Here is a 26,891-nt window from a genome sequence, read left to right as displayed (position 1 = left end):
AAGCGCGCAAAGGGATGGTTATGCGTTCCTTTCGGTAGCCGCCCAAAGAGTCGCGACGCCACTTTGAAGCCTTCGTCTTTCGATATGCCGTCCGGCAATTCAGGACAATTGACCCGGTACCGGATCGGGCCGAGCTTGGCGCGACCGCGCGCCCCTGCACCGGGGCCACCTAAGCGGCAGCATCCCCTTCGTGCCCACACCTGAGAGATGAACGTAAACCGATCCGCCCATGGCCAAGCCTCCTCCCTTCGACCCCGGCATCCAGGATGGGACCAGCGGCACTGCGCCGTATGACGACGCGCGGCTCTACGCCAGCGCCACGGATGCTGCGACCGAACGCTTGGCGCGCAAAAAGGCGACGTGCCCCCGGGAACGCCCGGCCTCGAACGAGCGCACCTTCAATGCCACCGTCCACGGCTTGCGCGGTATTGCCGCGATGCTGGTCTTCCTCGCACATATGCTTGGCGGCGTGGGTGAGCATATTTACGCAGAGGTTCCCGGTTACCTGAGGCTGACGCTGGCGCCCTGGAACTTCGGTCGGTGGGGCGTGTGGCTGTTCTTCGTGATCAGCGGCTTCGTGATCCTGCCCAGCGTGCTGCGCTATTCGCCATCCGAATTCGCGCTGCGCCGGCTGCTGCGCCTCTACCCGCTGTTTCTCGCCTTCTCGCTCGTGTTCATCCTCACCAACGCGCTGACCAACGCCTATCCGGCCCTCAACGACTGGCGCACGATCATTCCCGCGCTGCTGATGATAAACCTGGTCACCCAGACCGAACAGCTCACGCCCAACGCCTGGAGCCTGAGCTACGAGGTCGTGTTCTACACGCTGTGTTGCCTCATCGTCCACGCGGGCCTGCGTACGGGCAACCGGACGATAACGCTGCTTTTGTGCGTCATCTCGCTGGCCTTCGTGTGGCGCTACCCGGCGATGGCCTTCTTCCTGGGCGGCATCGCGGTGCGCCTGCTCCACGAACGCCGGGCCTGGCCGCCCGAGCGCCTGCGCCCCTGGCTTGAAATCGGGACATTCGGATGCTGCCTCGTCCTGGCGTCCGTGCGGCACTACACCTTCGGGCACGAGGACCTGCGGGACGTGCGCACCTATGGCCTGTTCCTGAGCACGATCGCCTATTTCTACATGGCAATCGGCCCCGCCAGCCTGAGCTCGCGCATTCTCGCCAACCGCGCGACAGCCTATCTCGGGACGGTCAGCTACAGCCTCTACATGTGCCACCCCTACACCTACTTCGCCTTGCGCGCGCTGTTCGTGCAAGCCGGGCTTTTCACCGCGAACTGGGTCGGCTCGATGGCGCTCTTCCTCGGCTGCACGATCCCGCTGACCTTGCTGTTCACCCAAGGCGTGTACCGTTCGCTCGAACGCTACCCCTATCGCCGCTTCTTCCACGAGCGGATCTTCCACAAGTGATCGAAAGCCCGCAGCGGCCGGGCTCTATTGCGAGCCGGGCCCGTCACCCGATCGCGTGATAGGCCCGGAACCAGTCGACGAAGCGCGGCACGCCGATCTCGATCGGGGTCGATGGCGCATAGCCGGTGTCACGGGTAAGTGCGGAAATATCGGCATAGGTAGCCGGTACGTCGCCCGGCTGCATCGGCAGCATGTTGAGCTTGGCCTTGATCCCGCAGGCCTCTTCCAGCACCGCGATCAGACGCATGAGCTCTTCGGAGCGATTGTTGCCGATGTTGTAGAGCGCGTGGGGCTTGACGCTTCCGCCGGCCTTGAACGCCCCATCGTCGGCGGGAGGACGATCGAGGCACGCCAGCACCCCGCCGACGATGTCGTCGATGTAGGTGAAGTCGCGCTGCATCTGGCCATGGTTGTAGACATCGATCGCGCGTCCCGCGAACATGCGCTCGACGAACTTCCACAGCGCCATGTCCGGCCGTCCCCAGGGCCCATAGACGGTGAAAAAGCGCAGGCCGGTCAGCGGAATGCGGAAGAGGTGCGCGTAAGTCTCGCTCATCAGTTCGTCGGCGCGCTTGGTCGCCGCATAGAGCGAGACCGGATGGTCGGCCCTGTCCTCGACCGCGAAGGGCAGCTTGGTATTGCCCCCGTAGACCGAGCTTGAACTGGCGTAGACCATGTGGCGCACGCCGCGCGCGCGCGCGATCTCAAGCAGATTGACGTGGCCCGCCAGATTCGAGGCGACGTAAGCGCGGGGATTTTCCAGTGAATAGCGCACCCCCGCCTGAGCTCCGAGGTGCACGATTTCCTCGAAGTCGAACTCCGCAAGCGAGCGTTCCAGGGGCTCCTCGTGGGCGAAATCCAACTCGAGAAATCGAAAGGCCGCGCCGTACTGCCGGCTCAGGCGATCAAGCCGATCGCGCTTGAGCGAAACGGGGTAATAGTCATTGAGGTTGTCAATGCCGACAACCGCCTGTCCGCGCGCCATCAAGGCCTCGGCGACAGCCGAACCGATGAAGCCAGCCACCCCTGTGACGAGAACACATCTACCAGTCGTCATCTTGGAACACCCATACAATCCAAATCGCCAGGCCTATCGTCCCAGCCGGGCGCCGCGAACGCAATACTCCAGACCTGGCGGAAATGGGCCGACTATTTCAGCGTCCAGCCCACAATAGTCAGATGCCAGGAGTTTGCCCACCTTCCGGAGGAGCAGCCAGCCACGGCCCCGGTACACATTGCGCGCACCCCGCTCCTGCACCGGGTGCGCGCGCCTGAAGCCGTTGCGAAAAAGGCCCGCCTCCTGCCGGAGACGAGCCTTCGAACTACAAAAACTCTGCAAGGTGCATCTCAGAACGGGATGTCGTCGTCGAGATCGTCACCGAAGCCGCCGCCGCTCGACGAGCTGCCGCCGCTGCGGCCCCAGTCGCTGCCGCCCGAAGACGAACCACCGCTGCTGCCCCAGCTGTCGCCACCCGAGGAGGAGGAGCCGCCCGAACGGCCCCAATCGTCGCCACCGCCCGACGAGCCACCGCCGCGGCCCCAGTCACCGCCCGAGCTCCCGCCCGAACCGCCGCCGCGCTGGCCACCGCCACCGCCACCGCCACTCGCACCGTCGAGCATGGTCAGCACGCCGCCCATGCCGCCGACCGAGATCTCGGTGGTGTAGCGATCGTTGCCGTCGCGGTCCTGCCACTTGCGGGTGCGCAGCTGGCCTTCGATGTAGACCTTGGAGCCCTTGCGCAGGAAGCGCTCGACGACGCCGACGAGACCGTCGCTCTGGATCACGACCGAGTGCCACTCGGTGCGCTCCTTGCGCTCGCCGGTCGCGCGGTCCTTCCAGCTTTCCGACGTGGCGATGCGCAAGTTGGCAACGCGCCCGCCGTTCTGGAACGACTTGACTTCGGGATCGGCCCCGAGGTTGCCGACGAGAATGACCTTGTTGACGCTGCCTGCCATGGTTGAATCGCTTTCCTCTGCACTTTCGAACCGAGGACCTAGCGAATAGCCCCTCGACGCGCGAGTCGTAGCTAAGGGTTTTCTACAATCCTGCCCAGACCGCCAGCCAGTAGGTCGCGCCCGCCGCCACGTAAGCCAGGCCGAAGAGGTAGGCGAGCATGAACGCCGGCCACTTCCAGCCATTGGTCTCGCGCCGCGTCACCGCGATCGTCGACATGCACTGCGGCGCGAAGACGAACCAGGCGAGGAAGGCGAGCGCCATCGGTAGCGTCCAGTGCCCCTTGAGCTGGTCGCCCAGCTCGGCCGCTTCCCTGTCCTCGTCGGTGGCATCCACGGCATAAGTCGTCGCGAGCGAGGAGACCGCCACTTCGCGCGCGGCCATGGCGGGGATGAGCGCCAGCGCCATGTCGCGGTTGAAGCCGATCGGCTCGACGACGACCGCAAGGCCATTGGCGATCTTGCCCGCGAACGAGGCGTCGACCTGGCTCTGGCCCGGCACGGCACGCGGGAAGCTGAGCATGATCCACAAGACGATGGTGACGGTAAAGATGATCGTGCCCGCGCGGCGCAGGAAGATCCAGGCGCGCTGCCACAGGCCCAGCGCCAGATCGCCCAGGCGTGGCAACTGGTACTTGGGCAGTTCCATGATGAAGCCCGAAGCCGCCCCCTTGGTGATCGAGCGACGCAGGATCAGCGCGACCAGCATCGCCCCCAACACGCCCGCGACGTAGAGCGCGAAGAGGACCAGACCCTGGAGGCCGATGCCCCAGCCCACGGTTTCGTTCGGGATGAAGGCCGCGATGATCACCGCGTAGACCGGCAGGCGCGCCGAGCAGGTCATCATCGGCGCGATCAGAATGGTTGTCAGGCGGTCCTTGGGGTCAGTGATCGAGCGTGTCGCCATGATGCCCGGAATCGCGCAGGCGAAACTCGACAGGAGCGGAATGAAACTGCGTCCCGACAGGCCCACGCTCGCCATCATCCGGTCCATCAGGAAGGCCGCGCGGGCCATGTAGCCCGAGGCTTCCATCGCCAGGATGAAGGCGAAGAGAATGACGATCTGCGGCAGGAAGACAACCACCGCGCCCACGCCCGAAATGATGCCTTCGGTCAGCAGGTCCCGCAGGAAATTGTCGGGCAATGTCTGGCGCACGGCATCGTGCAGCGCGCCCACTCCGGCCTCGAGCGCGTCGGCGAACGGCGTCGCCCAGGCGAAGACCGCCTGGAAGATCACGAAGAGCAGCGCGAAAAGCACCAGCGGCCCCAGCCAGGGGTTGAGCAACAAGGCGTCCAGCCGCGCGTGCATGCGGCGCTGGCGGGTTTCCGAAAGGATCGCCGCACCCGCCATCGCATGGGCGGCCACGCGCCGCTCGACGGCGCCGATTTCGGTCAGACTGGGTCCCGGCGCACGCAGCGTCGCCGATGCCACCGCCTCGCCCAGTTCGGTGAGACCGCGCCGGCGCACCGCGACGGTGGACACCACGCGCACGCCCAGTTCCTCCTCGAGCACGGCAGGGTCGAGCACCAGCCCGTCGCGCTCGGCAAGGTCCACCATGTTGAGCGCGATCACGCTCGGCTTGCCCAGAGCCAGCAATTCCTGTGCGAAAACGAGATGCTGTTCGAGATTGGAGGCGTCAAGCACGATGACGAGCACGTCGGGCTCGGCCTCGCCCGGAAACTGACCACGTATGACCTTGGAGGTCACTTCCTCGTCGGGACTGGTCGGATCGAGGCCATAGGCGCCGGGAAGGTCGGTCAGTTCGACCGGCTCGCCGGTGGGCAGGACCAGCCGCCCCGATTTGCGTTCGACCGTCACGCCGGGATAATTGGCGATCTTCTGGCGCGCACCGGTCAGCGCGTTGAACAGCGCGCTCTTGCCGGCATTGGGATTTCCGACGAGGGCAATCTTGCGGGGACGGCTCATGCGAAAAGCGTCTCCGCGTCGGCGACCTCGATCGCCTGGGCATGCGCGCGGCGGACCGCGACAATCATGCGCCCGATGCGGATCGCGATCGGATCACAGCCGCCGAACACCCCGCGCTGCGACACCGAGACTTGGGCACCGGCATCGACCCCGAGCGCCTGGAGGCGCCGCGCCTCTTCGGGAACCAGCCTGCTCCAGTCGACCGAGACGATGCGGACCTTGCGGTCGATGGGTTGTTGATCGAGAGTCATGGGTTTGCGCTGCCAGATTAGGGGCGCCTTTGCAACTGCTTCGCAATAAGCAATCGCGTATCACCTTGTCGCGGGCGAGGCCCGAGGCACGGCAGCCGCGCCTCGGGCTTACGCTTCAGCGTGCGGGATAGCGCAGCCGCCCCAGCAGCCGGGTCACGCTGAAACGCTCCTCGGGCCGGCGCGTGAACTGCGCCTTGACCTTCTCGAAGCGCATGATCCCGTCGATCCGGCGTTCGAGAAAACGGCGGGTTTCCGGCTTCTCGGGGTCTTTCTCGCGCGCGAAGACGTGGAGCGTCGCGGCATAGATCCCCGCCAACGTGGTGCGCTTGGTATAGTGGTTGTAGTCGGTCGCGGTGTCGCCCGCGAGCCGCCACATCCGGTCCGCGCTGCGCCAGCCCAGTTGCGTGGCACGCGCTAGGTTTTGCGGCATTGCCATGATCGTCAGCGCGCGCAGGAGCGCCTCCTCCTTGCCCGCCGCGGCGTCGAGGCGCGCCATGACCAGGCGACGGATGCGCTCGCGCACGGGCACGCCCTTGAGCGACTCGGCGGGAACCGTAGTGACCATGGCCAGGTCGATCGCATCGACCCAGGCCTCGATCATCGCCATCTGCTTGCCGCCGAAGGCGAAGGCGGCGAGCTCGGGGTCGACGCCGTTCTGGTGTGCGGCCTGTTCGACCGCCTGCGCGCTCCAGCCATCGAAGGCGGCCGCCTCGGCCACGGCCGGGGCGAGGACGCAGCGAAGTTGCGCGAGAGTTTCCACGTCAGCCATCGTGCACTCCCTCAGAACGTCGGACCGTAGACCGGCTTGGAATTCTTGCCGGCATCGGCGCGCTTGTTCTCGTCGATGGTGCGCACGAGCATGCTGGTGGGCCCGTCCTGCTTGGCGTAGTCGCGCGCACTGCGGCCCGAATTGTCGGCCCGGTCAGGGTCTGCGCCGGCCTGGAGAAGCGCCTTCATGAGTTCGGTGTCGCGGCGATGGACGGCGGAAATCAGCGGCGTTTCGCCAGCGTCGTTCGAGTCGTTTGTGCGCGCGCCCCGCTCGAGCAGGTAGACTGCGCCTTCGCGCCAGCCCAGATTGACCGCTTCCTGCAAGGGCGTGCGCCCATGATCATCGGCGAGGTCCACTTTCGCGCCATGCTCGACAAGGTAACGAAGCCAGGTCAGATCGCGGCGCTCAACGACGATGTGAAGCGCCGTCTCCCCGGTGGTGACGTCCTTGGAATTGACGATGAGCGGCGCCTTCATGAGCGCTTGCTCGACTTCCTCGCCTTCCTTTTTCTTGACCGATTCAAGGAACTTGTAGCCGTCGGAAAAGCCCGCCTGCGCCATCCCGGCGGTCGCCATCGCGCCAGCGGCAACGGCAAGGGTTCCCTTCAGGATCAGCCGCGAGAGGGCCGAGCCGTTCCGGATAGCGAGTTTCGACACGTCTGATTTCCTTCTTTGAATTCTCAACAGGCCAAGGGGCATCCGCCAGCTCGCTCCTTGCATGAGACGGTCTAGCAGAGCATGAACCGCTTCGCCATGACCCATCTTCGTTCCCGCACGGCCCGTCGCGTTCTCGCGGCCAGCGCCCTCGCCCTCGGACTGTCGCTCGGCGCATGCCAGCCGGCTTCGCCCGCACACCCTCCGATCGAAGGCACCGACATTACCGGCGCCGCCATCGGCGGCGACTTCACGCTCGTCGACAAGACTGGCAAGGCCGTGCGCTGGAGCGATTTTCGCGGCAAGTGGACGATCATCTACTTCGGCTACACCTTCTGCCCCGATGCCTGCCCGATCGACGTGCAGGAGATGATGAAGGGCTTCAACCAGTTCGCCAAGGCCCATCCCGAGGCCGCCGCGAAAGTCCAGCCGATCTTCATCACCATCGACCCGGCGCGCGACACCCCCGAAATCGTTGGCCAGTGGACCGGCGCCTTCGGGCCCGACCTGCTCGGCCTCACCGGCACCGCCAAGCAGGTCGACGAGGCTGCCAAGGCCTTCGCGGTCTATTACGGCAAGGGGGAGACGACATCGGGCGGCTACCTCATGGACCACTCGCGCTTCGCCTACCTGATGAACCCCAAGGGCGAACCGATCGACATGCTGCCCGTCGACAAGGGCGCCAAGGCCGTCGCCGCCGACCTCGCCGCGCTGGTGAACTGAACGTGGAACAGGCCCCACCCTTCTGGGAGCGCCCTCTTGCCAGCCTCGACAAGGCGCAATGGGAGGCGCTTTGCGACGGCTGCGGCCAGTGCTGCCTGCACAAGGTCGAGGACGCCGACAGCGGGGAGATCTACCATACCAATGTCGCCTGCAAGCTGCTCGACACCAAAACCGCGCGCTGCTCCGACTACCCGCACCGCAAGCGCGCCGTACCCGACTGCCTGACACTGACCTTGCGCTCGGCCGGAAGCTTGCCCTGGCTGCCCGAGACGTGCGCCTACCGCCTGCGCGCCGAGGGCGAGCCCCTGCCCGCCTGGCACTATCTCGTTTGCGGCGATCGCGAGGCGGTCCGCCGCGCGGGCGTCTCGGTCGCGGGACGGGTGATCAGCGAAGTCCACGCGGGCCCGCTCGAGCAGCACATCATCTGGCCCGAAGGGATGGAGCAGGAATTCGAGATCGAAGACGGGCAGAACCCCTGGGAGCTGGCCGAGCCGGACGACGGGCCGGAGACCTGAGCGCCATGCTCGACTGGCTCAGGCGCGATCCGCGCAAGGACCCCGAAATCGAACTGGCCGGACGCGCCGTCCCGATCATCGTGCGCCGCCTCGAACGCGCGCGGCGCATGACCATGCGGCTCGCGCCCGATGGCAGCGCGGTGCGCATCTCGATGCCGCCCTGGGTGCGCAGCGCCGAAGCGCTGGCTTTCGCCGAGCAGCGGCGCGATTGGCTCGAACGCCAGTTGCGCGCGGTGCCCGAAGCCTCGCCGGTCTGCGATGGCGCCGAGATCGCCTTTCGCGGCACGCCTCACACGCTCTTCCACGATCCTGCCGCTCCGCGTCGGGTCACGCTGGGCGAGAGCGAATTTCACGTCGGCGGGCCAGCCAGCTCGCTCGTCCCGCGCCTCGCACGCTGGATGCAGGCCGAGGCGCAGCCGCTGCTCGAGGCGGACCTTGCCGAATATTGCGCAAGAGCCGCGCAACCCACGCCCAAGCTCGCGCTCTCGAGCGCACGGCGACGCTGGGGTTCGTGCGCGGCGGACGGGGCCATCCGCATCAACTGGCGGCTGATCATGGCGCCCGATCTCGTACGCCGTTCGGTGGTCGCACACGAAGTCGCCCACCTCGTCCACTTCGACCACTCCCCCGCCTTCCACCACTGCCTCAAGACCATCTTCGAAGGCTCGGTCCACGAGGCCAACCGCTGGCTCAAGCTGAACGGGCGCGCGCTCTATCTTCCCTTCGGCTAGCCATCGGCCGCAAGAACGCCTAAATAGCCCCCATGCTCTTCTCGAAACGCACCGGATACTGGCAGGACGTCAAGCCCACCGGCATGTTCGCCGACTTCCGCATGGTCTGGAAGCAGGCCGGAAACAACCGCTGGCGAATCGCCGCGGTCTCGGCGGCCTGCACCTTCGCCATCTTCTACATGATGATGGGCCAGGAAGGCTCCGCCCCCCATCCCCCGCCCAAGGTCACCTGGATTTCGACACTTCCCGAAGGCCGCTCGGACGCCGAAATCCTGAAGGAGAACATCGCCAACCAGAAGGCCAAGGAAGAGCTCGCCCGCGAGCAGGCCCGGCGCGACAAGGACGTGCGCGAGATCTACAAGACGCTGGGTCGCTGGTCGGGCATGGACGTCGACAAGATCGCCCGCGAAGCCGACGCCGAGGAAGCCGCCGAGAAGAAGGCCCAGCTCGAGAAGGTCGGCAAGGTGAAGGTGCCCGAAGGCGCCGTCGTCCCCACGATGCCCGACGAACCCGCCGACAGCGCCTCCCCGGATAGCGCGCAGCCGTGAACGAGGACCAGCGCTGGCTTGCCGCGGCGGCCGCGCTGGCCGCGCGTGCCCGTCCGCTCAGCCGCCCCAACCCGGGGGTCGGCGCGATCCTCGTGCGCGAGGGCAAGGTCGTTGCGCGCGGATGGACGCAGCCTGGCGGACGCCCCCATGCCGAAGCCGTGGCGCTCGCCCAGGCGGGCGACGCGGCGCGCGGCGCGACGCTCTACGTCACGCTCGAACCCTGCGCGCACCTTTCGACGCGCGGGCCATCTTGCGCCGATCTCGTCTGCGCCTCGGGGCTGGCCCGCGTCGTCGTGGGCTGCATGGATCCCGACCCGCGTACCAGCGGCGCAGGCCTCGCCCGCATCCGCGCGGCCGGGATCGCGACCGAATTCGTGGCCAGTTCGGCCTGTGCGGCCAGCCTTTCGGGCTACCTCATCCGGCAACGCCGGGGCCGCCCCGAAGTCACGCTCAAGCTCGCGCTCTCGCTCGATGGCTGCATTGCCCTTGCGAACGGGAAAAGCCAGTGGATCACGGGCGCCCCGGCCCGCGCGCATACCCATGCCCAGCGGGCAAAGGCCGATGCCATTCTCGTTGGCGGCGGCACCTTGCGCGCCGATGCCCCGCGCCTCGACGTACGCCTGCCCGGCCTCGAACAGCGTAGCCCCGCACGCTGGGTGCTGACCCGGAGCGAGGCCCCCGAAGGCTGGAGCGCGCTTCGCTCGCCCGAGGCGATCGGCACCATGGAGGGGGTTCAGCACCTGTTCGTCGAAGGGGGGGCACAGACCGCAGCCGCGTTCCTCGCCGCCGGTCTCGTCGACCGGCTGCTGATCTACCGCGCGCCGATTCTCGTTGGTGGAAAGCCGGGTCTTGCCGATTTCGGCCTCGCCCACCTCTCCGCCGCGCATGGGCGATGGCATCTCGAGGAACGCCGCAGCCTTGGCAGCGACACCCTCGAAGTCTACAGCGCTCGAAATCCAACGGAAAGCTAGACCCATGTTCACCGGAATCGTCACCGCCATCGGCACCTTGCGCCAGGTGCGCCAGGATGGGGACTTGCGCGCCGTCATCGCCTGCCCGTTCGATCCCGCCACGATCGCCATCGGCGCCTCGATCGCCTGTTCGGGCGTGTGCCTGACGGTGGTCGAAAAAGGTGGCTCGACTGGCGATGCCTGGTTTGCGGTGAACATTTCGGGCGAAACCGTCTCGCGTACGGTCGCGAGCCATTGGGTGGAAGGCGCGAGGGTCAATCTCGAACCCGCGCTGCGCCTTGGCGACGAGCTTGGCGGGCATATCGTGACCGGCCATGTCGATGGCATCGGCCACGTGGTTCGCGTGACCCCGGTCGGCGATTCGAAGCAGTTCGTGATCGCGGCCGACAAGAGCCTCGCACCCTATATCGCGCCCAAGGGCTCGATTACCGTCGATGGCGTCTCGCTGACGGTGAACACCGTCGAGGACCAGAGCGATGGCACCTGCCACTTCATGCTCAACATCATCCCGCACACCGCCGATGTCACCACCATCGGCGCGCTGGCGGTGGGCGATGGCGTCAATCTCGAGATCGACGTGCTTGCCCGCTACCTCCAGCGCATGCAGTCGCTGCGCACCTGATCGCGAAGATCAGACCGCATTGGCCAACGGCGAGCCGGCAAAACTCGCTCGGGTGATCTCGAAGGTGACGTGATCGACCATCACGCCGCAGCACTCACGGCGGCTGATGCGCTCGGTCAGCTGACCACCGATATTGGCCATGGCCCGGCGCGAGATGACGTTGCCGGCCCCGACCTCGAACACCACGCGTTCAAAATGGGTCAGCGCGTGCGCGACCATCAGCGCCTTGAATTCGCGGTTGAAACCCTTGCCCCAGCAGGCGCGGGCAAGGAACGACCAGCCCACCTCGATCGCGTCCGGCAGCGCCGGATCGACCACGCCGAACTGGCTCGAGCCCAGAAAGGCATCCGAGGCTGTCTCGATGATCGCCAAGGCTCCGCCGCGCGCCAGGCCCTGCTCGAAGAAGGCGCGCGTGACTTCGGGTTTCCAGCGGTCATGAAAAGGGTGGAGCGCCCAGATCTGCGGATCGGACGCGACGCCCGCGAAGGCGTCCCAATCGGCCTGGGTAAGAGGCCGGAGCGTCAGCCGGCCTCCTGCGAGGACCGGCTGACGATCGAAGTCCATCAGCCGGTCACGTCCGCGACGGCGGCAATGAACTGGTCGATGTTGCCGGTGGTGAGACCGGCGACGTTGATGCGGCCCGAACCGGCAAAGTAGATTCCGTGATCCTTGCGCATGGCCTGGACCTGCTCGGGGGTGAAGGGGATGATCGAGAACAGACCGTTCTGCGAACCGATCGGGGTCAGGTCGACACCGCCGGTCGTGCCGGCCGCGGCCAGCTTGTCCCGCACCCAGCGCATGCGATCGCGCATCTCGTCAAGCTCGGCCAGCCACAGCTTGGTCAGCTCGGCGTCCTCGAGCACGAGACGAACCGCCGCACCGCCGTGATCTGGCGGCTGCGACCAGTTGGCGCGCGCGAGATTGTGGCCGTTCGACATCACCTTGGTGAGGTCGGCCGGGTCCTTGACCATCGCGTAGAGCGCGCCGACACGGTCACGGTAGAGACCGAAGTTCTTGTCGCACGAATAGCAGATCAGCGCATCGGAAACTTCGGAGAGCACGCGGCGAAGGCCGTAGGCGTCCTCTTCCATGCCCATGCCCAGCCCCTGGTAGGCAAGGTCGAGGATCGGCAGGATCGCGCTCTTGGCGAGCAGGCCCGCGATCTCGTCCCAATTGGCGTGCGAATAGTCGATGCCGGTGGGGTTGTGGCAGCAGCCGTGCAGGAGGATGGCATCACCCTCGCCCGCATCGGCGATGGCTGCGCGAAGGGCGTCCATGTCGACCTGGCCGTCCGCGCCCGCGTGGTTGAACTCGACGACGCCAAGGCCCAGGTCCTTGCAGATCTGGTTGTGGTTGGGCCAGCTCGGCTTGCCCACGATGATGCGCGTCACGCCCGCGCGCTTCGCCATCGCGAGCGCCAGACGCAGCGAACCGGTGCCGCCGGGGGTCTGCATGCCCTCGATGCGCCCGCCCATGGCCGGGTCTTCCTTGCCGAACACGTAGGGCATGAGCGCTTCGACGAAGCCCATGTCGCCTTCGGGGCCGAGGTAGGCCTTGGAATCCTGCGTCTCGACGAGCTTCTTCTCGGCCGCCTTGATGGCGGCGAAAACGGGGGTCTCCCCCTCACCGGTACGGTAGACGCCCACGCCAAGATCGATCTTGTCGGCGCGCGGGTCGTCGTTGTGGAGCTTGATCAGCGCGAGAAGCGCGTCGGCGGGCTGTTGTTCAAGGTTGCTTAGCATGGCGGGCGGCACTTACTCCCGCCGCGAAGGAGGTGCAACACTCTATTGCGACTTTGCGACCACAAGAAACGCAACCGGGGCCCAAAACGAAACGCGCCCCCGAATGGAGGCGCGTCCCAGCTCAGATCATTGCGCAAATGCGCAATCAGAAGGGCAGCCACTGCTGCTTTCTGGAAAACTTCATATAGCCGATATTCGCGCCCAGCCGCAGGCCCGCGCCGGCGCGCACGGGAATCAGCACGGTGTCGCCCCGGCGCAAGTACGAGACGTTGAAGCCTCCGATCAGGTAGGCCTGCCCTTCGCCCGCCCCGAAACGCTTGTAGAGGTCATCGGTGTCGTAGAGATTATAGACGAGTACGAAGGTGCTGGCCGCGTTCGCACCCGCGTCGAAACCGATCGAGGGACCCGTCCAGTAGACCGGCTGCTGCCCTTCGATCTTGTGGTAAAGCGTGCCCGAACCATAGCGCAGGCCCACCGCGAAGGCGCCGCCCGCCTCGCGTCCGACGATATAGGCGTTGGGTTCACCCTGCTTCTTGAGCAGGTCCTTGATCAGGTCGGCCAGGCCTTGCGCACCCTTGCCGAAGACACCTTCGGCCGCGCCGATGAGATCGTCCTCGTGGTAGGTGGCGCCATCGCCGACCTGGCCCGAGGGCATGGTCGAAGGCGGCGGCGCGACGGGCGCCCCGCTCGGCGCCTGCGGCAGCGGCGCCGGCTCGACCGGGGTGCCGTTGCCCGCGCTGCCTTGCGGATCGTACGTCTGATCGGGGTAGCTGTCGTCCTTGGCGGGAAGCTCGCCATTGCGGCTGGTCGGCTGGCTTTGCGGGGCGCTGGTTGCGGGGTACTGCGTCGAGCCTCCCTGCAGGTCGCCGTCGATTGCCGCATCGGGATCGACCGTCTGGATCTGGGCCCGGGCGGTTCCCGCCGGCCCCAGCACAGCCATCGCCGTCGCGGCCACGACCGCGATCAGGCTCTGCCGGAAACCGGCCCGCTGTGTGGTTTGCTTGCGCACGTACTCGCTCCTCCCGGGCAGACTTGCCCTTTGCGCCAAAGTTCCGACGTTCCAGCGAACCTCGTGCGGCCGCTAGAACACGATCGCCCATTAAGAATCAACCACGGCTGACCCCGCAATGAACGGTCGGCGGAGCGAGTCGCATTTGCGGCCAATCGAATCCGGCGCGGCCCCGTTTTCCGCTTTCGACCAAGGAATTTAAAAAAGGCGCCACAGGCCCCTTGCGGGTCCAGAAGACCATGGCTATAGGCACGCCCCTGAGCCGCTTGCGGAGACGTGGGTGAGTGGCTGAAACCAGTTCCCTGCTAAGGAACCGTACTCTATCAGGGTACCGAGGGTTCGAATCCCTCCGTCTCCGCCACCGGCCCGCAGCACGCTGCGGGCCCCGTGCGACAAGCGAACAGATCTTCCCGACACGCAATAGCCCGCCGGAAGGCTGCCTTCGGGCAAGCGCCTCGCGGTGCCCGATGTGTGTTCGCGGAATCGCGCGGCGGGACGAACCTCGCCCCGCCGCATGCATGTCTCAGGCCGCGATCAGCACGCCCTTGTAAATGTCGTCCTCGAGCGCCCGACCCGCGCCTTCCGCGACGCAGAACAGCGCGTTCTCGGCCACCACCACCGGCAGTCCGGTCGCCTGCGAGAGCGCCTCGTCGAAATTGTTGAGAAGCGCGCCCCCGCCGGTCATCACGATGCCCTGCTCGATGATGTCGGCCGCGAGTTCGGGAGCTGTGTTTTCTAGTGCGTTGAGCACCGTTTCCACGATCTGGTTCACCGATTCCGCGATGGCCTCGGCGATCTCCGCCTGGCTGATCTCGATCTCGCCGGGCACGCCCTTGACGAGATCACGCCCCTTGGCGCGCATGACCTGCCCTCGTGCATCCTCGGGCATGCGCGCCGAGCCGATGGTGAGCTTGATACGCTCAGCGGTCACTTCGCCGATCATCAGGTTGTGCTTGCGCCGGATGGCGAGCACGATCGCATCGTCGAGCTTGTCACCGCCCACGCGCACCGATGTGCTGTAGGCCAGGCCGCTGAGCGAGAGCACCGCGACCTCGGTGGTCCCCCCGCCGATATCGACGACCATGCCGCCGGTCGGCTCGGTCACCGGCATGCCCGCCCCGATCGCAGCGGCCATCGATTCCTCGATGATCCAGACCTTGGAGGCACCCGCGGCCTCGGCGGCCTGCCGGATCGCGCGACGTTCCACCGGGGTCGAGCCCGAAGGCACGCAGATCGCCACCGCAGGACGGCGCGGCAGGCGGCTCGATCCGCTGTGCGCCTTGGCCATGAAGTGCTTGATCATCTGCTCGGCGACTTCGATGTCGGCGATCACGCCACCGCGCAAGGGCCGGATCGCCTCGACGTTCTGGGGCGTCTTGCCCATCATCAGCTTGGCATCATTGCCGATCGCGCGCACCCGACGGATGCCGCCACGCGTCTCGAGCGCGACGACCGAAGGCTCGTTGAGGACGATGCCCTTGTTGCGCACGTAGACGAGCGTGTTCACGGTACCCAGGTCGATCGCCATGTCGTGCGATGGAAGGGCAAAGAAGTTAGACAGTCGCATTCCTGAAGTCATTTTCCCACGAAGAACCTTCTCCCCCGCCAGGAAGACAATCCTGGCCGGTGCGTGGTCGTGGATCGCGGCTTCAGGGCCGTCAACGAAGCTGCGTCCGAACGTCCGTCCGGCACGACAGCAGCCCTTGCGCCCGTAGGAACGCAAGGGCTGGAGGGGCGTAATGGCCCGGCGTCAGGCGCGCGCGGCGACCTCGAGCGCGGCGCGCTCACCGCTCTCCATCGCCGATTCCATGCCGTAGTCGAGCCGCCGGGTGTGCTCGCCCGCAAAATGCATGACCTGCCAGGGATCGGTCATCGTGCGCGCGAAGGCGTTGACCTGACCGGGTGCGAGACTGAACCCGCAGCCCTGCTGGAAGGGGTCGCGCGCCCAGTCCTTGTAGGTCTGGTAGCGCAGCAGCCCCTTGGCGGCCGGGCGCATGCGCACCACTTCGCGCTGGATGAAAGCCTCGGCGTCCTCGTGATCCATGCGCGCGATCTCCTGCGCGACGGTGCCCACCATGACCACCATCGCGCGGTGGACACCCTCACCGGTGTGGTTATCGATGCCCCAGAACATGCCGATCGGCCCGTCGGTCGAGAACGAGGCGGGCAAGCCATCCTCCTTCCAGAACGGTCGCTCGACGGTGAGGTAGAGACGCGCAGTATTGGCGTAGGGCATCGTGGAGATCGCCTTGCGCTGGGTGAGATTGTCCTTCGAAGCGACGATCTCGACATGGCGCAGCACCGAGAAGGGCAAAGCCGAAATGACGAAGCGCGCCGAATAGGCGGCCCCGTCCTGGGTCCGCACGGTCGCGCCGGTCTCGTTCATCGCGATCTGGACGACCTTGCTGTTCAGGCGCACCGCGTCGCCAAGCTTGGCGGCCATGGCTCCGGGCAACTGGTAGAGCCCGCCGTCCACGTTGCTGATCGAGGCGAGCCCCGAGACCAGCGTGTGGTCGTTCGCCTCGCCGAAGGGATGGTCGCGGTGGCGCTGGACCTTGGCCGCCTCGCCCAGCTTGCGGTCGATCCCGCTGCGGGTCTCCTCCTGCCAGATGCGCAGCATCGAGGTTCCATCGAGGCCGATGCCGGGCGAGGAATACTGCGCGAGCGAAATCGCGGCCTCGCTGTAGCCCTGCTGCTGCATGAGCTGGCGCAGTGAAAAGTCATACTTGCCGAATTCGGGCTTGAGCCAGTCATCCACTTCCTTGAGCGGGTTGTGCCTGGCCGCAACCGCCTGCCCCATCAGGATCGGGTTGATCGCACGCTCCTCGCCCACGGTCGTGTTGAGCGGGTTGTCCGCCCAGGTCTTGGGATCGATCCACTGGCCGTTGAAATAGCCCCCGAAGGCAAGCAGGTCGCGGTCCTCGGGGATCAGTTTGAGGCCATAGCGCTCACAGGCATCGAGAACGCGCGCATAGCCGCGCCCGATCTGGCTCGCGCCGACCTCGATCGGCCCGTCGACGGTCTGGACGGTCTCGACGCGGCCGCCCACACGCTCGCGCGCTTCGAGGACGGTGACCTTCATGCCCACTTGCGCCAGCAACTCGGCAGCATGAAGACCCGAGAGGCCCGCCCCCAGGATGATGACGTCGCTCTGCTCGGCGGCGAAGGCCATGCGCGGCAAGGCCAGGACAGCGGTTCCGGCGGCACCTGCAGCCAGTATCGCGCGACGAGTGATCATCAAGGGTCTCCAAGGTAGTAGCTGGATGGCATGGACGGTTCCCGGTTCGGGCCAGGCCTATGCGTCCTTGATGATGGGCGGGGATGCACACGCAACGCCCGGTTCCCGACTGACGGGCAAAATGCACCGGTGCCCTTCACGCACCGCCAAACTTGCACGGATACCATTCGTGCTGCACGAAATGCACTGGCACCGCCACCCAAGGATTCGCGTCCGTGCGCGCGACTTGGCGCGGGCCGCTCGACGTATGTGCGCTAGGGGACGGGCCGATGCCGCGATTTCGAATCTGGGAGCGGGAATTCTGGCGCAGCGACGAGCCTTGCCTCGCCGGCCTCAACCCGCGCCAGACGCTCCTGCACTATGTGCTCATTCCGCTGCTGCTCGGCTTCCTTTCGGGCTGGCCGCAAGTCGGGCGCACGATCGCCTGGCCCAAGGTCCACGCGCTCGCCTTCTGGATGGGCATGTCGTTCAGCGGATGGTGGCTCAACGACGCCTTCTGCCGCCTCGTCGCCGGGCCGCTGCGCCGCCGGCGCGTGCCCCTGGGAGCGACCCTGCTGGCAGGAGCGCTCCTCGCCTCGTTCCCCTCGGACCTGTTCCTGCGCCTCTGGGTCCACGGCTATCACGCCATGTTCCCCACGCTGCCGATCGGGCGCCCGCTGCCCGACGCCAGCCTCGATCCCGCCGAGTTCCTCAAGACCCATTTCTACGGCTATCTGGCCTGGCCCGCCGTGTGCCTGGGCCTGTTCCACATCGCCAGGATGCCGCTGTTCGGCTACCGGCCCGAGCCACATGCCCCGGCGACGGCACGCGGCGACGCACATGCCGCGCCCGTCGGCGCGCAAGCCGCCTCAGGCCTGATGGCGCGCCTGCCGGCCTCGGCGCGCGGGCGCATTCTCGCGCTCGCCTCCGAACAGCACTACTTGCGCGTCCACACCGATCAGGGCGAGGCGCTCGTGCTTTATCGGCTCAAGGACGCGATCCACGAACTGGGCGCGCAAGGCCTGCAGGTGCACCGCAGCTACTGGGTGGCGCATGGCGCGGTGCACGCGGTCGTCGGCAGCCGGGCGGCCCCGCGCCTCAAGCTCGTGAACGCGCTCGAGGTCCCGGTCAGCCGCTCATTCCGTAACCAGGCCGAAATGGCCGGACTGCTCGACTTCGAGGCGCGAGAAGGCAAGGCGCAAGGCGAACCCGGACTCGCTGCGCGCTAACCCCTGCCCCCTGCTGCGACTTCGCGCCTACTTGCCCACCTCGAGCACGACCGGACCGATGAGGCCCGAAGGACGCAGCGGCGCGTCGGCACGGTAGGTCGGCATCGCGGTCCAGGTGATCGGCGTGGCGCCCGGCTGGGCATCGCCGATCAGGCGATTGACCCAGAGGTTGGCCACCTTGACCTCGAGCGTGTTGGTGCCCGCCCTCACCGCCTTGCCGATGTCGATCCGGTAAGGCGCGTGCCAGACCGCGCCGGCGGGAACGCCGTTCACGCGGACTTCGGCAAGATCGCCCACCTTGCCGAGGTCAAGCCAGAGCGACTGGCCCGGCTTCACTCCCGAGGGCAAGGTGAATTGCCGCGTATAGGTCGCCTCGCCCGAGAAGTACTTGACCCCCGCATCCGCATTCGTTTCGAGCGGCGCGAGCTTTGCCATCTCCAGCGCGGCCGGAGCCCCGCGTCCGGCCTGGAAGCGCACGCTCCAGCCCCCGTCCAGGTTCGCGACCGCCCGCATCGCCGGTGCGGGCACGGTCAGGCTTGTCGCGCGGCTATCCTTGCGGAACACCACGAAGACCGCATCGTCCGCCACCAGCGAGAGCGGCACTACCGTCTCGCCGTCCTCGAAGCGGTAGCTGACCGGTTCGCTCGTCCCGGTCTCGGGGTGCCAGAGTTCAGGCGCCTTGCCGGTCACTCGGAAATGCGCCTCGATCCTGGCGCCCTGGTCGGAAGGGTTGGTGAGGTAGTAGATCTCGCCCTCGCCATCACGGCGATGGACGAAGGGGATGCGCAGGTCGGCCCGCTCGGCCACGAAGCGGAAATCAGGCGCGACGCCGATGGAAGCAAGCCCCGCTTCAACGTCCGCACTGGCGATGACCCGACCCTTGCCCACGCGCGCGTCTGCGCCACCCGGCCAGAGCCGGGCTGCAAGGCTGTCCCATTCGGCTGCGTCCCCGGCCGCGGCGGCCATCAGGCTCGGCGTCCCGACCGGCTTGGCGCCGATCACCGTGGCCCCGCCCTCGACCAGCCCGGCCAGCTTGCGAAGCGTTCCCAGCGTCATGCGCTGCGAGGAGCCACCCAGATAGATCGCCCGATAGCGCGCGCCGCTGGGCGCGACTACATCGGCGCCATCGTTGGACAGCAGGTCGACCAGCGCGTCGCGGCTGAGGAAGTCATAGGCGTAGTGCACGGGCGCATCGGCCACCGGCGTATCGCCGTAGAGTCCGGTGAGCGGTGCCTCTTCGCCGTAGAAATAGGCAACATCGGCCAGGTTGCGCCCTTCCTGCAGCAGCAGCGAGGAGCGCGCCATATAGTCGACCCAAGGTCGCGCCATCTCGCCCCAGCTCTCCATCCGGTTGAAATACTGACCGAAAATGAAAAGCGAGAGGCCCGGCTTCTTGTCGTCGACCGGCACGTGGACCGAGGTGTGGACGACGGGCCGATTGACCCCGTTCACGAATTCCATGTCGATGAAGCGCTTGAGATCGTGCGGCGCGAAGGCCCAGGGGGCCATCGAGGCGGTCATCGATTCGGCCGCGACAAGGTTCTGCCCATAGAGATGCGCGACCGAAGCTGCGCCCTTCATGTCCGCGATCAATGTCTGGCGCGGGCCTTCGTCCTTGTTGAAGGTCCACATGGCCGCCATCGGCACATCGGTGTGGCTGCGCATCGACATATCGTCGCCCAGCATCGGGCGATGGTCCTCAAGCGCTTCGCCATAGACGATCAAGCCGTTCTCGTGCGCGACCTTGGCAACGGTGCCGTAGTGTTCGCTCGCCAGCAGGTCGGCCAGCGTGCGACGGTAGTCGTAGAGGAACTTGTCCGACTGCGCGCGGGTGCCCACCAGCACGCCCGAAAGCGCGGGCAGCCAGGGCCTTGGGTCATAGCCGCGCAGGCGCTGGAACTGCGCCACCATCTGCGGCGTCCAGTTTGCTTCGCCCACCTCGATCGAATCGGTGAGCAGCGCGCGAACGCCGCGCTTGCCGACCATGCCCTCACCGGCCGCGTCCTTGTACATCGCGAGGTAGTGGTCGAGGTAGCGCCGCACGGCCGCGCCGTCGAACTTGTCGACCTCGAGACCGGTGGCCTCGGGCGGCGCGGGGTGGTTGGTGGTTCCCAGCAGCGAATAGCCCATGCGCAGGATCGTCCAGCGCTGGCCCGCGGGAAGTGCGGGCGCCTGCCAGTCGAGCGTGCCGTCGTCCTTTACCTTGGCGGTGAGGTCTATCACCTGCGCGGGATCGACCCCGCGCGCACCGTCCGCCACCTCGGGCAAGGCGTAGTAATCGCGGCTCATCACGTAGCCCGCCTTGGTCTCGAACCGGTCGACCCGGGGCTGCGCGTCGAGCCTGAAGGTCCCCACGACGAGCGGCTGCTTGGCAAGCGCCGCACCGATGCCGTCGAACAGCCCGCCCATTGCAACGCCCGGCGCCGGAGCCCCGAGGCCGCCATCGGGCGTGCGGGGGTTGAGCACCAGCCGGAAATGCGCGGCCGTGACCGCCGGGAAGCTTGCCGTCGTCGGCACCGCACCAAGGGTCAGCGTGGTGATTGGCTTCCAGTTGGTGCCGTCCTCGCTCGCCTCGAGCGCAGCGGTGTATGCCGCCCCGGCAAAGGGCACGATCACGCCGGGAAGGAAGACCGTGGCCGAACGCACTTCGCGCGCCGCGGTGTAATCGACGCGAAGGCTGGTCGCCTCCCCGTCCTTGCGCGCGAGCGTGACGCCGCCCGCGAGGTCCGCGTCGGCCAGCTCGGCCGCCTTGAGGACATTGCCGAGGCCATCGCGCACGACGGCCGGCGCCGGCGAGGCCGCAATGGCCTGCGGCACCGCGTAGACGCCGACATCGCCATAGAAGCTCGGCCCCGCTTCGGCCGGATGACCCGAGATCATTTCCTCGATCGAGAGCGCGGGCTTGAGCGTCTGGTAGGGCCCCGTTACCGAGGGCGGCGTGGGCAGCGTCCCCTGGAAACGGGTGCCCGGTGCCACGCTCGTCGAGGACCAGACCAGTTTCTTGAGCCCGTCGCGCGGCGCGACCCAGGGCCCGCCGGTTTCAGACCAGCCCGGCGAGGAGGCGATCGCCAGCTCGAGCCCGGCCTCATCGGCCTTCTCCACCGCGAAGTGGAAGGCGTCCTTCCACTCGGGCGTCATGTAGACGAGGCGGTGATCGACCACCTGCGGGGTCTGCAAGTTGGCATCGAAGGTCTGGAGGCCCCCGATGCCCATGCGCTTCATCCAGTCGATGTCCTTGGCGATGCCGTCCTTGGTGATGTTCCCGTTCATCCAGTGCCACCAGACACGCGGGCGGGCCGAATTGGGCGGATCGCGGAACGCTTCCCGGAGCGAGCCCTGGCTGTCCTGATGGCCCGACGCGGGCGCTGTGCCCGGCTCCCCGGCGAGCGCGGACGGGGCGACCAGCATCGTGGCCAACATCAACATCACGCGCGACTTGCGATCGGGCATTCCGGCACTCCCAACTTGATTTTCGGATAATTTTCCTGCGCTTGCCCTACTCGGGCGGGCAAGCGCAAGAGGCTGCGTCACACCGCGTTGCGCCGCGCGATCCCGCCGAGCACCCGGGCACTCGGCTTGGGGGTGCGGGCAAATGTGGTGCGATCGACCGAGCACAGGCCGAAATGGGGTTTGTACCCGAAGATCCACTCGAAATTGTCGAGCAAAGACCAGTGCACGTAGCCGAGCACCGGCACGCCCTCGTCCATCACCCGCTTGAGCCCTTCGAGCGCGGCCGGAATGAAGCGGGCGCGCAAAGTGTCGTCATCGGTGCCCACGCCGTGTTCGGAGACGAGCACGGGCACACCGGCGACGGAATGGGCGTAGCGCACCGCTCCGGCGAGCGAGGGCGCCCAGACTTCGGTCCCCGACCAGTTGCGATCGGCCCCCTCGGGCGCCGGCAGGCGGCCCTTGTCGTTCCACACTGCCCGCTCGTAGTTCTGAACGCCGATGAAATCGTCGTCCTTGGCGATCTCGAGCCAGGCCCCGTAGGCTTCGGCACGCACCTTGTCGCGCAGCGAGTTCTTGCCCGCGGCCTGCTCGTCGACCACCGAAAGCGTGAAGCCGACCGGAAGATCGCCGCGTACCGCCTTGATTGCCGCACGCGCGGCCTTGTGGCCGGCCTGGAGCCCGGCCTGAAGTGCCTCGACGTCCTCGGGTCCGGCGACGTTCGCGCTGACGAACTTGGCCACGCCCAGCCGCTCGGCCGCCTTCGCCACCGTGGCGCGCTGCATGTCCCACACCGGCGGCGGCAGGATGCCCTTGAGGATCAGCAGGATGTTGGGCTCGTTGAGCGTCATCGCCATGGCGATGTCCGCACCGATCGCCCGCGCGACCTTGTCGCAGTAGCGCGCGAAAAGCTGGGGCGCATCGGCGGCGGTCCAGCCGCCCTGCGCGCTGAACCAGCGCGGCGCGGTGAAGTGGTTGAAGGTGACCAGCGGTGCCAGCCCGCGCGCATGGCACCCCTCGACGATGCGCTTGTAATGGTCGAGCATGGCTTGCGAAAACAGGCCCTTCTCGGGCTCGATCCGGGCCCATTCGACACTGAAGCGATAGGAGGTGAGACCGAGGTCCTTCACGATGTCGAGATCGGTGGCCCAAAGTTCCAGGTTGTTGCAGGCATCGCCCGAGGGCTCGGCAAAGACGGTCGGTTGCTGGTTCTCCAGAAACCAGGTGTCCGAGGCGGTGTTGTTGCCCTCGACCTGATGGCCAGCCGTGGCGGCGCCCCACAGGAAGCCCTTGGGGAAGTTGGGATCGACGCGCTTTGCGGCCGCCCGCGCGAAGGCCGGCGCCGCCGCCAGCGCGGCCGAAGCCGCAAGCAGGCCGCGGCGGTCGAGAGGAGCGAAATCGGTCATGGAATAGGGCCTCAGACAGGATCGGAAAAGAACGCGAGCAATTCGTCGGAGAGGCGTCGGTCCGCCGTCCCCAGGTGCATCGCCAGCGAATAGTGATTATGGCCACGCCCGTAGTGCAGGCGCGGGAGCGTGCCGTGCCGGCCGAGGCGCGCCTGGAGCAGGCTGGCCCACTCGGTCTGGAAGCGCGGGGGATCGAATTCCGAGCAGGCCAGAAGCATCGGAAGGTTCGTCTTCATTACCGCCGAAAGCGGCATGCGCCGGTCATAGCAATCCTGCGGACCGTAGTAGCGCATGTCGCGCTCCTCGAGCGGGGTGACCCCGTAGAGGCCCGATAGCAGCGCCGCGCCGCGCACGCACAGGGCATGGTCGTCACGCGCCATGATGAAGCTTGCGACGTGGACCGCGCCCGCCGATGTGCCCAGCAGGAAGAGGCGCTCGGGATCGCCGCCATGCTGTGCGGCGTTCGCCCGCAGCCAGTCGACCGCGAGACCCACGTCCTCGGGACCCGAAGGCCACATGTCGCGCGGGGCGAGACGGTAGTTCATGACCGCACCGAGATAGCCGTTGGCCGCCGCCCAGCGCCCGACATGCGCGTTCGCCCAGCCGTGCTCGCCATTGCCCTTGTCTCCCACGAGAAAGCCGCCACCATGCACGAAGAGCACGATCGGGCGCAGCGGCTGACCCGGCTTCCAGGTGCCCTCGCCCCGGTAGAGGTCGAGCCGGTTGCGCTTGTCGGGGCCATAGGCGCAATCGGCGGCGAGCGGCGGCATCGCGGCGGCAAGCGGCGCCTGCTCGGCCTCGTAAAGGGCCCGCATGGCCTCGACGACATCGGGCCCCAGCCGGGTTCCGAAATCGCGGATCAAGTCGCTCATGCCTGGGCTCCCTCGAAAAAGCGGCCATAAAGCGCCACCAGCGTCCGGCGCGTGCAGAGCAGGCCCAAACCCGCACCGTAAACGATCTTGAAGGCCAGCGCGGCGCGGGCCGAAACCCCGTCGAGTGGCCCGACGAGCGCGAACGTCATCAGCAACGCCGCGCTTGCGCAGCCTGCGAGGACGGCGACCAGGACCTCGCGCAAGATCACCCCGCCGCCGGGCCCCTGGGAGAGGCAAACCCGGCCGTCCTTGCGCAAGCGCGAACGGACCAGAAGCGAAGGAACCAGCGCAGCCATGAGCGAGACCATCAGCCCCTGGGGCAGGAAATCAATGGCAAAATTGTCTGGAGCGCCCATTGCCAGCGGGCGCTCGGCGAAGCCGAAGACCAGCGCGAAGAACGCGGCGGACAAGGCCGCGTTGATCGCCGCGCTCACCGCCTGCTCCTTGCGAAGCAGGCGGTCCAGAGCGGTCGACGCCATCAGAACTTGGCATCCAGGCTGAGGCCGACGTTGCGGAACGACTGCGGCCCGTAGATTGCGCCGATATTGGCCTCGCTGACACCGGCGAAGGTGGTGCTGGTGTAGGGGAAGTCGCTCTGCATCAGGCTCGGCTCGTGCACGTTGAAGGCATTGCGCACGAAAACGGCGATCGTATAGCGATCATCCGAGGTCTTCACGCCGACCCGTCCGCCCACCATCCAGTGCGGACGGAAGGTGGTGTCCGACACCGAGTTGGCTTCGTAGCGCACGCGCGACTTCCACTGGGTGTCGAGCGCGATGAAGGCACCGAAATTATCGTTCAGCTCCATGTCGTACTGACCCGAGAGCGTGAACTTGTAACGCGGCGCATAGGCGAGCTGCGATCCGCCGATATTGGTTCCGTCGGTCCCGATGAAATTGGTCGGGTAGGTCGACTTGGCATAGATGAAGCCGGTGTTGAGCGAAAGATTGTGCGTCACGTTGCCGAAGAAGTTCAATTCGGCGCCGCGCGTCTTCACGCCGTTGATGTTCGTCTGGTCACACGAGATGATGCCATTGGCATCGACGGTGCAGTTCTGTGCCTGGAAATTGTCGATCTTCATGTAGAAGATACTGGCATCGGCCACCCAGCCGCCGAACAGCGTCGCCTTCAAGCCTGCCTCGTAGGAGGTGGGGATCTCGGGCAGGACGACATAGGGATCGGCATTGGTCGGCACCGCGATCTGCCCGCCCTTGAAGCCGCGCGACACCGTCGCGTAGGCCATCGCATCGGGAGCAAGATCGTACTGCGCGCCGAGGCGCCACGACCACTTTGCGACATTGAGGATCGTGCGATCGTCAACCGCGCCGGCCGTGTCGAAGGTGTCGAGCGAAAGACGATCGGTCGTGTAGCGCACGCCGGCGATCAGGCGGAAGCTGTCGCTGACGTGGCCGGTCGCCTGACCGAAGAAAGCCAGCGATTCGTCGCGGATGGTCAACTGCGGCGTGATCGTCGAGGCGATCGGGATTTCCAGCCCCGGGAACGGCACGAGCGTGACGTTGACGGTCTCGGGTGCGCGATCCTGCTTCTGGTTGGAATAGAACGCACCCACGGTGTACTCGATCGGGCTGCCCGCCGCCGAACTCACGCGGAATTCCTGCGTGAACAAGCTGAGCTCGCGATCGACCGGCAGGTTGTGGACCTGCAGCTCGAGACTGTCGCCGCGGAACACGTTCGACGCGGCGCCGTAGCCCGTCTCGTTCGACTTGCGCAGCGCGGTGATCGAGGTCAGCGTGAAGGGATCGGCCTCGTAGTCGACCTGGAGCGAGCCGCCGTAGTTCTCGGTCTGCCCCTGGTAGCTCTCGTCGCTGCAATAGTCCCGGTTGCCTTCCTTGACGGTCACGCCGCAGCCGGCAAGACGGTCGGTGATGCCGGTGTAATCGGAACCGGCACCGCCCAGAAACGTGCCCGGACCGCTCGTCTTCACAAACGTGAAGAAGTCGCCGCCGTTGTCATAGGTGCTCTTGGCGTAGTCGCCGATCACGTTGACGCTCACCCGGTCGGTCGGCTCCCACAGGAAGCGGCCGCGCACGCTGTAGCGATTGGTGTCGTTGTAGTCGCCCGTCGTCGCGTTGCGGTTCACGCCCTGGCGCAAGTTGGCGACGCCCGAGACGCGCAGCGCCGCGTCCGAGGAGATCGGAATGTTGACGAGGCCCTGCACCACCTGGTAGCCGTACTTCGAACCGGCGGTTCCCGCGTCCGACAGCTCGGTGCGAATGCGTGCCGAGAAATCGTTGAAGTCCGGGCGGTTGGTGGTGATGTTGATCACGCCGGCCGAAGTCGTCAGGCCGAACAGCGTGCCCTGCGGCCCCTTCAGCACTTCGACGCGCGCGATGTCGAAGAGGTCCGAAATATTGGCATTGCCCTGGCTGACCTGGTCGACGACGACACCCACCGAAGCGACTGCGCCGGGCGAAAAGGTCTGCGTGCCGATGCCGCGGATCGCGCCGCCACCGCCGGTGTTCTGGCCGGGCGCCGACTGAATTTCCAGGCTCGGCGCAATGCGCGCGAGGTCATTCACGGTGTTGACCTGCTGGCGCTCGAGCTGGGCGCCACTGGCGACGGTGATCGAGATGGGGACTTCGGTGACCTTTTCGGCGCGGCGCTGCGCGGTCACGATGATCTCGCTGGACAGCGAGCCTTCGCCGGGCTGCGCGGTATCGGCGCCGGTGTCCTGCGCCTCCTGCGCCATCGCCGGGGCTCCGAGCGTGCCAAGGGCAATGCCGGAAAGCAGCGCAAACTTGCGAATGGTCTTCATGGTGTTCACTCCCAGTGTCACTTCTTATGGTTGGCTTCTTGAGGTTTCATACGGGCCTCGTGTCTCTCCGGATTTCCCCCGATGACTTTGACCGAGGCCGAGCAAAT

General features: G+C 66.7%; 24 protein-coding genes and 1 tRNA gene. 9 read left to right on the top strand and 16 right to left on the bottom strand.

Annotated features, from left to right (window positions below; all coding sequences use genetic code 11):
• The first annotated feature begins 229 nt into the window (after positions 1-229).
• A complete protein-coding gene (locus HT136_RS02330; protein ID WP_214197373.1) occupies positions 230-1,423 on the top strand; it encodes an acyltransferase family protein in 1,194 nt (397 codons plus the stop codon).
• Between the two features lie 43 nt (positions 1,424-1,466).
• On the opposite strand, the gene HT136_RS02325 is transcribed toward HT136_RS02330, so the two are convergent.
• From HT136_RS02325 to HT136_RS02300, 6 genes are all read right to left on the bottom strand, one after another.
• Positions 1,467-2,480, bottom strand: coding sequence for an NAD-dependent epimerase/dehydratase family protein (locus tag HT136_RS02325; protein WP_214197371.1), 1,014 nt, complete (start codon positions 2,478-2,480; stop codon positions 1,467-1,469).
• A gap of 290 nt (positions 2,481-2,770) precedes the next feature.
• Positions 2,771-3,379 (bottom strand): single-stranded DNA-binding protein, encoded by a 609-nt coding sequence (gene ssb / locus HT136_RS02320; RefSeq protein ID WP_214197369.1) that lies wholly within the window; start codon positions 3,377-3,379, stop codon positions 2,771-2,773.
• An 82-nt stretch (positions 3,380-3,461) separates the two neighbouring features.
• Complete coding sequence (gene feoB, locus HT136_RS02315; protein WP_214197367.1) at positions 3,462-5,303, bottom strand: ferrous iron transporter B; 1,842 nt, start codon at positions 5,301-5,303, stop codon at positions 3,462-3,464.
• Positions 5,300-5,554 carry a FeoA family protein gene (locus HT136_RS02310; RefSeq protein WP_214197365.1) on the bottom strand — a complete coding sequence of 85 codons (255 nt, stop codon included), beginning with the start codon at positions 5,552-5,554 and terminating at the stop codon, positions 5,300-5,302. The genes feoB and HT136_RS02310 overlap by 4 nt, the downstream gene beginning before the upstream one ends.
• A gap of 115 nt (positions 5,555-5,669) precedes the next feature.
• On the bottom strand, positions 5,670-6,323 hold the full coding sequence (locus HT136_RS02305; RefSeq protein ID WP_214197363.1) for a COQ9 family protein: 654 nt from the start codon (positions 6,321-6,323) through the stop codon (positions 5,670-5,672).
• 11 nt (positions 6,324-6,334) lie between these two features.
• A complete protein-coding gene (locus tag HT136_RS02300; RefSeq protein WP_343222083.1) occupies positions 6,335-6,979 on the bottom strand; it encodes an ankyrin repeat domain-containing protein in 645 nt (214 codons plus the stop codon).
• Between the two features lie 96 nt (positions 6,980-7,075).
• Here HT136_RS02300 and HT136_RS26135 point away from each other — a divergent pair, with 96 nt between their 5' ends.
• Genes HT136_RS26135 through HT136_RS02275 form a run of 6 tightly spaced genes read left to right on the top strand, consistent with a single transcriptional unit; the run spans position 7,076 to position 11,086 of the window.
• Positions 7,076-7,699, top strand: a complete 624-nt coding sequence (locus HT136_RS26135; RefSeq protein WP_246543281.1) for an SCO family protein — start codon at positions 7,076-7,078, stop codon at positions 7,697-7,699.
• A gap of 2 nt (positions 7,700-7,701) precedes the next feature.
• Positions 7,702-8,214 carry a YcgN family cysteine cluster protein gene (locus tag HT136_RS26130; RefSeq protein WP_343222082.1) on the top strand — a complete coding sequence of 171 codons (513 nt, stop codon included), beginning with the start codon at positions 7,702-7,704 and terminating at the stop codon, positions 8,212-8,214.
• 5 nt (positions 8,215-8,219) lie between these two features.
• The gene (locus HT136_RS02290; RefSeq protein ID WP_214197360.1) at positions 8,220-8,945 is read left to right on the top strand and encodes a M48 family metallopeptidase; all 726 of its coding nucleotides are present in this window, start codon (positions 8,220-8,222) and stop codon (positions 8,943-8,945) included.
• A gap of 32 nt (positions 8,946-8,977) precedes the next feature.
• A complete protein-coding gene (locus HT136_RS02285) occupies positions 8,978-9,493 on the top strand; it encodes a hypothetical protein (protein ID WP_246543280.1) in 516 nt (171 codons plus the stop codon).
• Positions 9,490-10,464 (top strand): bifunctional diaminohydroxyphosphoribosylaminopyrimidine deaminase/5-amino-6-(5-phosphoribosylamino)uracil reductase RibD, encoded by a 975-nt coding sequence (ribD, locus tag HT136_RS02280; protein WP_214197359.1) that lies wholly within the window; start codon positions 9,490-9,492, stop codon positions 10,462-10,464. Before HT136_RS02285 ends, ribD begins: the two co-directional genes overlap by 4 nt.
• A gap of 4 nt (positions 10,465-10,468) precedes the next feature.
• Positions 10,469-11,086: a riboflavin synthase gene (locus HT136_RS02275; RefSeq protein ID WP_214197357.1), complete on the top strand. Its 618-nt coding sequence runs from the start codon at positions 10,469-10,471 to the stop codon at positions 11,084-11,086.
• A gap of 9 nt (positions 11,087-11,095) precedes the next feature.
• Here the strand turns inward: HT136_RS02275 and HT136_RS02270 are convergent, their stop codons facing one another.
• From HT136_RS02270 to HT136_RS02260, 3 genes are all read right to left on the bottom strand, one after another.
• Positions 11,096-11,650 (bottom strand): GNAT family N-acetyltransferase, encoded by a 555-nt coding sequence (locus HT136_RS02270; protein ID WP_214197355.1) that lies wholly within the window; start codon positions 11,648-11,650, stop codon positions 11,096-11,098.
• Complete coding sequence (locus tag HT136_RS02265) at positions 11,650-12,828, bottom strand: amino acid aminotransferase (RefSeq protein ID WP_214197353.1); 1,179 nt, start codon at positions 12,826-12,828, stop codon at positions 11,650-11,652. Before HT136_RS02265 ends, HT136_RS02270 begins: the two co-directional genes overlap by 1 nt.
• Before the next feature lie 145 nt (positions 12,829-12,973).
• On the bottom strand, positions 12,974-13,768 hold the full coding sequence (locus tag HT136_RS02260; RefSeq protein ID WP_214197474.1) for a DUF1134 domain-containing protein: 795 nt from the start codon (positions 13,766-13,768) through the stop codon (positions 12,974-12,976).
• A gap of 339 nt (positions 13,769-14,107) precedes the next feature.
• On the opposite strand from HT136_RS02260, the gene HT136_RS02255 reads away from it, so the two are divergent.
• Positions 14,108-14,198: transfer RNA gene (locus HT136_RS02255), tRNA-Ser, on the top strand.
• A 162-nt stretch (positions 14,199-14,360) separates the two neighbouring features.
• Here the strand turns inward: HT136_RS02255 and HT136_RS02250 are convergent.
• On the bottom strand, positions 14,361-15,404 hold the full coding sequence (locus HT136_RS02250) for a rod shape-determining protein (protein ID WP_214197351.1): 1,044 nt from the start codon (positions 15,402-15,404) through the stop codon (positions 14,361-14,363).
• A gap of 183 nt (positions 15,405-15,587) precedes the next feature.
• Positions 15,588-17,075, bottom strand: a complete 1,488-nt coding sequence (locus HT136_RS02245; protein ID WP_214197349.1) for a flavin monoamine oxidase family protein — start codon at positions 17,073-17,075, stop codon at positions 15,588-15,590.
• Between the two features lie 269 nt (positions 17,076-17,344).
• Between HT136_RS02245 and HT136_RS02240 the strand changes: the two genes are divergently transcribed.
• Positions 17,345-18,283, top strand: a complete 939-nt coding sequence (locus HT136_RS02240; RefSeq protein WP_246543279.1) for a LytTR family DNA-binding domain-containing protein — start codon at positions 17,345-17,347, stop codon at positions 18,281-18,283.
• 27 nt (positions 18,284-18,310) lie between these two features.
• Here the strand turns inward: HT136_RS02240 and HT136_RS02235 are convergent, their stop codons facing one another.
• The 5 genes from HT136_RS02235 to HT136_RS02215 all read right to left on the bottom strand — a co-directional run bounded on the left by HT136_RS02235 (position 18,311) and on the right by HT136_RS02215 (position 26,784).
• Positions 18,311-21,733 (bottom strand): glycosyl hydrolase, encoded by a 3,423-nt coding sequence (locus HT136_RS02235; protein ID WP_214197347.1) that lies wholly within the window; start codon positions 21,731-21,733, stop codon positions 18,311-18,313.
• Positions 21,734-21,810: 77 nt separating this feature from the next.
• Positions 21,811-23,136: a family 1 glycosylhydrolase gene (locus HT136_RS02230; protein WP_214197345.1), complete on the bottom strand. Its 1,326-nt coding sequence runs from the start codon at positions 23,134-23,136 to the stop codon at positions 21,811-21,813.
• Positions 23,137-23,147: 11 nt separating this feature from the next.
• Positions 23,148-24,008 (bottom strand): alpha/beta hydrolase, encoded by an 861-nt coding sequence (locus tag HT136_RS02225; protein WP_214197343.1) that lies wholly within the window; start codon positions 24,006-24,008, stop codon positions 23,148-23,150.
• Complete coding sequence (locus HT136_RS02220; RefSeq protein WP_214197342.1) at positions 24,005-24,487, bottom strand: hypothetical protein; 483 nt, start codon at positions 24,485-24,487, stop codon at positions 24,005-24,007. Before HT136_RS02220 ends, HT136_RS02225 begins: the two co-directional genes overlap by 4 nt.
• Positions 24,487-26,784, bottom strand: coding sequence for a TonB-dependent receptor (locus HT136_RS02215; protein ID WP_214197340.1), 2,298 nt, complete (start codon positions 26,782-26,784; stop codon positions 24,487-24,489). The genes HT136_RS02220 and HT136_RS02215 overlap by 1 nt, the downstream gene beginning before the upstream one ends.
• Positions 26,785-26,891: the final 107 nt, after the last annotated feature.

Origin of the sequence: Novosphingobium profundi, assembly GCF_018491765.1 — a bacterium.
Taxonomy (GTDB): domain Bacteria; phylum Pseudomonadota; class Alphaproteobacteria; order Sphingomonadales; family Sphingomonadaceae; genus Novosphingobium; species Novosphingobium profundi.
Note: the sequence above shows the minus strand (reverse complement) of the source record. Positions and strands in the feature narration are given on the sequence as shown.

Excerpts from the sequence above, each read along its gene's own strand:
- HT136_RS02310 (WP_214197365.1), bottom strand. The coding sequence starts at position 5,554 with ATGACTCTCGATCAACAACCCATCGACCGCAAGGTCCGCATCGTCTCG.
- HT136_RS02330 (WP_214197373.1), top strand. The coding sequence starts at position 230 with ATGGCCAAGCCTCCTCCCTTCGACCCCGGCATCCAGGATGGGACCAGC.
- HT136_RS02215 (WP_214197340.1), bottom strand. The coding sequence starts at position 26,784 with ATGAAGACCATTCGCAAGTTTGCGCTGCTTTCCGGCATTGCCCTTGGC.
- HT136_RS02325 (WP_214197371.1), bottom strand. The coding sequence starts at position 2,480 with ATGACGACTGGTAGATGTGTTCTCGTCACAGGGGTGGCTGGCTTCATC.
- feoB (WP_214197367.1), bottom strand. The coding sequence starts at position 5,303 with ATGAGCCGTCCCCGCAAGATTGCCCTCGTCGGAAATCCCAATGCCGGC.
- HT136_RS02290 (WP_214197360.1), top strand. The coding sequence starts at position 8,220 with ATGCTCGACTGGCTCAGGCGCGATCCGCGCAAGGACCCCGAAATCGAA.
- HT136_RS26135 (WP_246543281.1), top strand. The coding sequence starts at position 7,076 with ATGACCCATCTTCGTTCCCGCACGGCCCGTCGCGTTCTCGCGGCCAGC.
- HT136_RS02305 (WP_214197363.1), bottom strand. The coding sequence starts at position 6,323 with ATGGCTGACGTGGAAACTCTCGCGCAACTTCGCTGCGTCCTCGCCCCG.
- HT136_RS02235 (WP_214197347.1), bottom strand. The coding sequence starts at position 21,733 with ATGCCCGATCGCAAGTCGCGCGTGATGTTGATGTTGGCCACGATGCTG.
- HT136_RS02275 (WP_214197357.1), top strand. The coding sequence starts at position 10,469 with ATGTTCACCGGAATCGTCACCGCCATCGGCACCTTGCGCCAGGTGCGC.
- HT136_RS02230 (WP_214197345.1), bottom strand. The coding sequence starts at position 23,136 with ATGACCGATTTCGCTCCTCTCGACCGCCGCGGCCTGCTTGCGGCTTCG.
- HT136_RS02285 (WP_246543280.1), top strand. The coding sequence starts at position 8,978 with ATGCTCTTCTCGAAACGCACCGGATACTGGCAGGACGTCAAGCCCACC.
- HT136_RS02225 (WP_214197343.1), bottom strand. The coding sequence starts at position 24,008 with ATGAGCGACTTGATCCGCGATTTCGGAACCCGGCTGGGGCCCGATGTC.
- HT136_RS02220 (WP_214197342.1), bottom strand. The coding sequence starts at position 24,487 with ATGGCGTCGACCGCTCTGGACCGCCTGCTTCGCAAGGAGCAGGCGGTG.
- HT136_RS02245 (WP_214197349.1), bottom strand. The coding sequence starts at position 17,075 with ATGATCACTCGTCGCGCGATACTGGCTGCAGGTGCCGCCGGAACCGCT.
- HT136_RS02240 (WP_246543279.1), top strand. The coding sequence starts at position 17,345 with ATGCCGCGATTTCGAATCTGGGAGCGGGAATTCTGGCGCAGCGACGAG.
- HT136_RS02260 (WP_214197474.1), bottom strand. The coding sequence starts at position 13,768 with ATGGCTGTGCTGGGGCCGGCGGGAACCGCCCGGGCCCAGATCCAGACG.
- HT136_RS02265 (WP_214197353.1), bottom strand. The coding sequence starts at position 12,828 with ATGCTAAGCAACCTTGAACAACAGCCCGCCGACGCGCTTCTCGCGCTG.
- HT136_RS02250 (WP_214197351.1), bottom strand. The coding sequence starts at position 15,404 with ATGCGACTGTCTAACTTCTTTGCCCTTCCATCGCACGACATGGCGATC.
- HT136_RS02270 (WP_214197355.1), bottom strand. The coding sequence starts at position 11,650 with ATGGACTTCGATCGTCAGCCGGTCCTCGCAGGAGGCCGGCTGACGCTC.
- ssb (WP_214197369.1), bottom strand. The coding sequence starts at position 3,379 with ATGGCAGGCAGCGTCAACAAGGTCATTCTCGTCGGCAACCTCGGGGCC.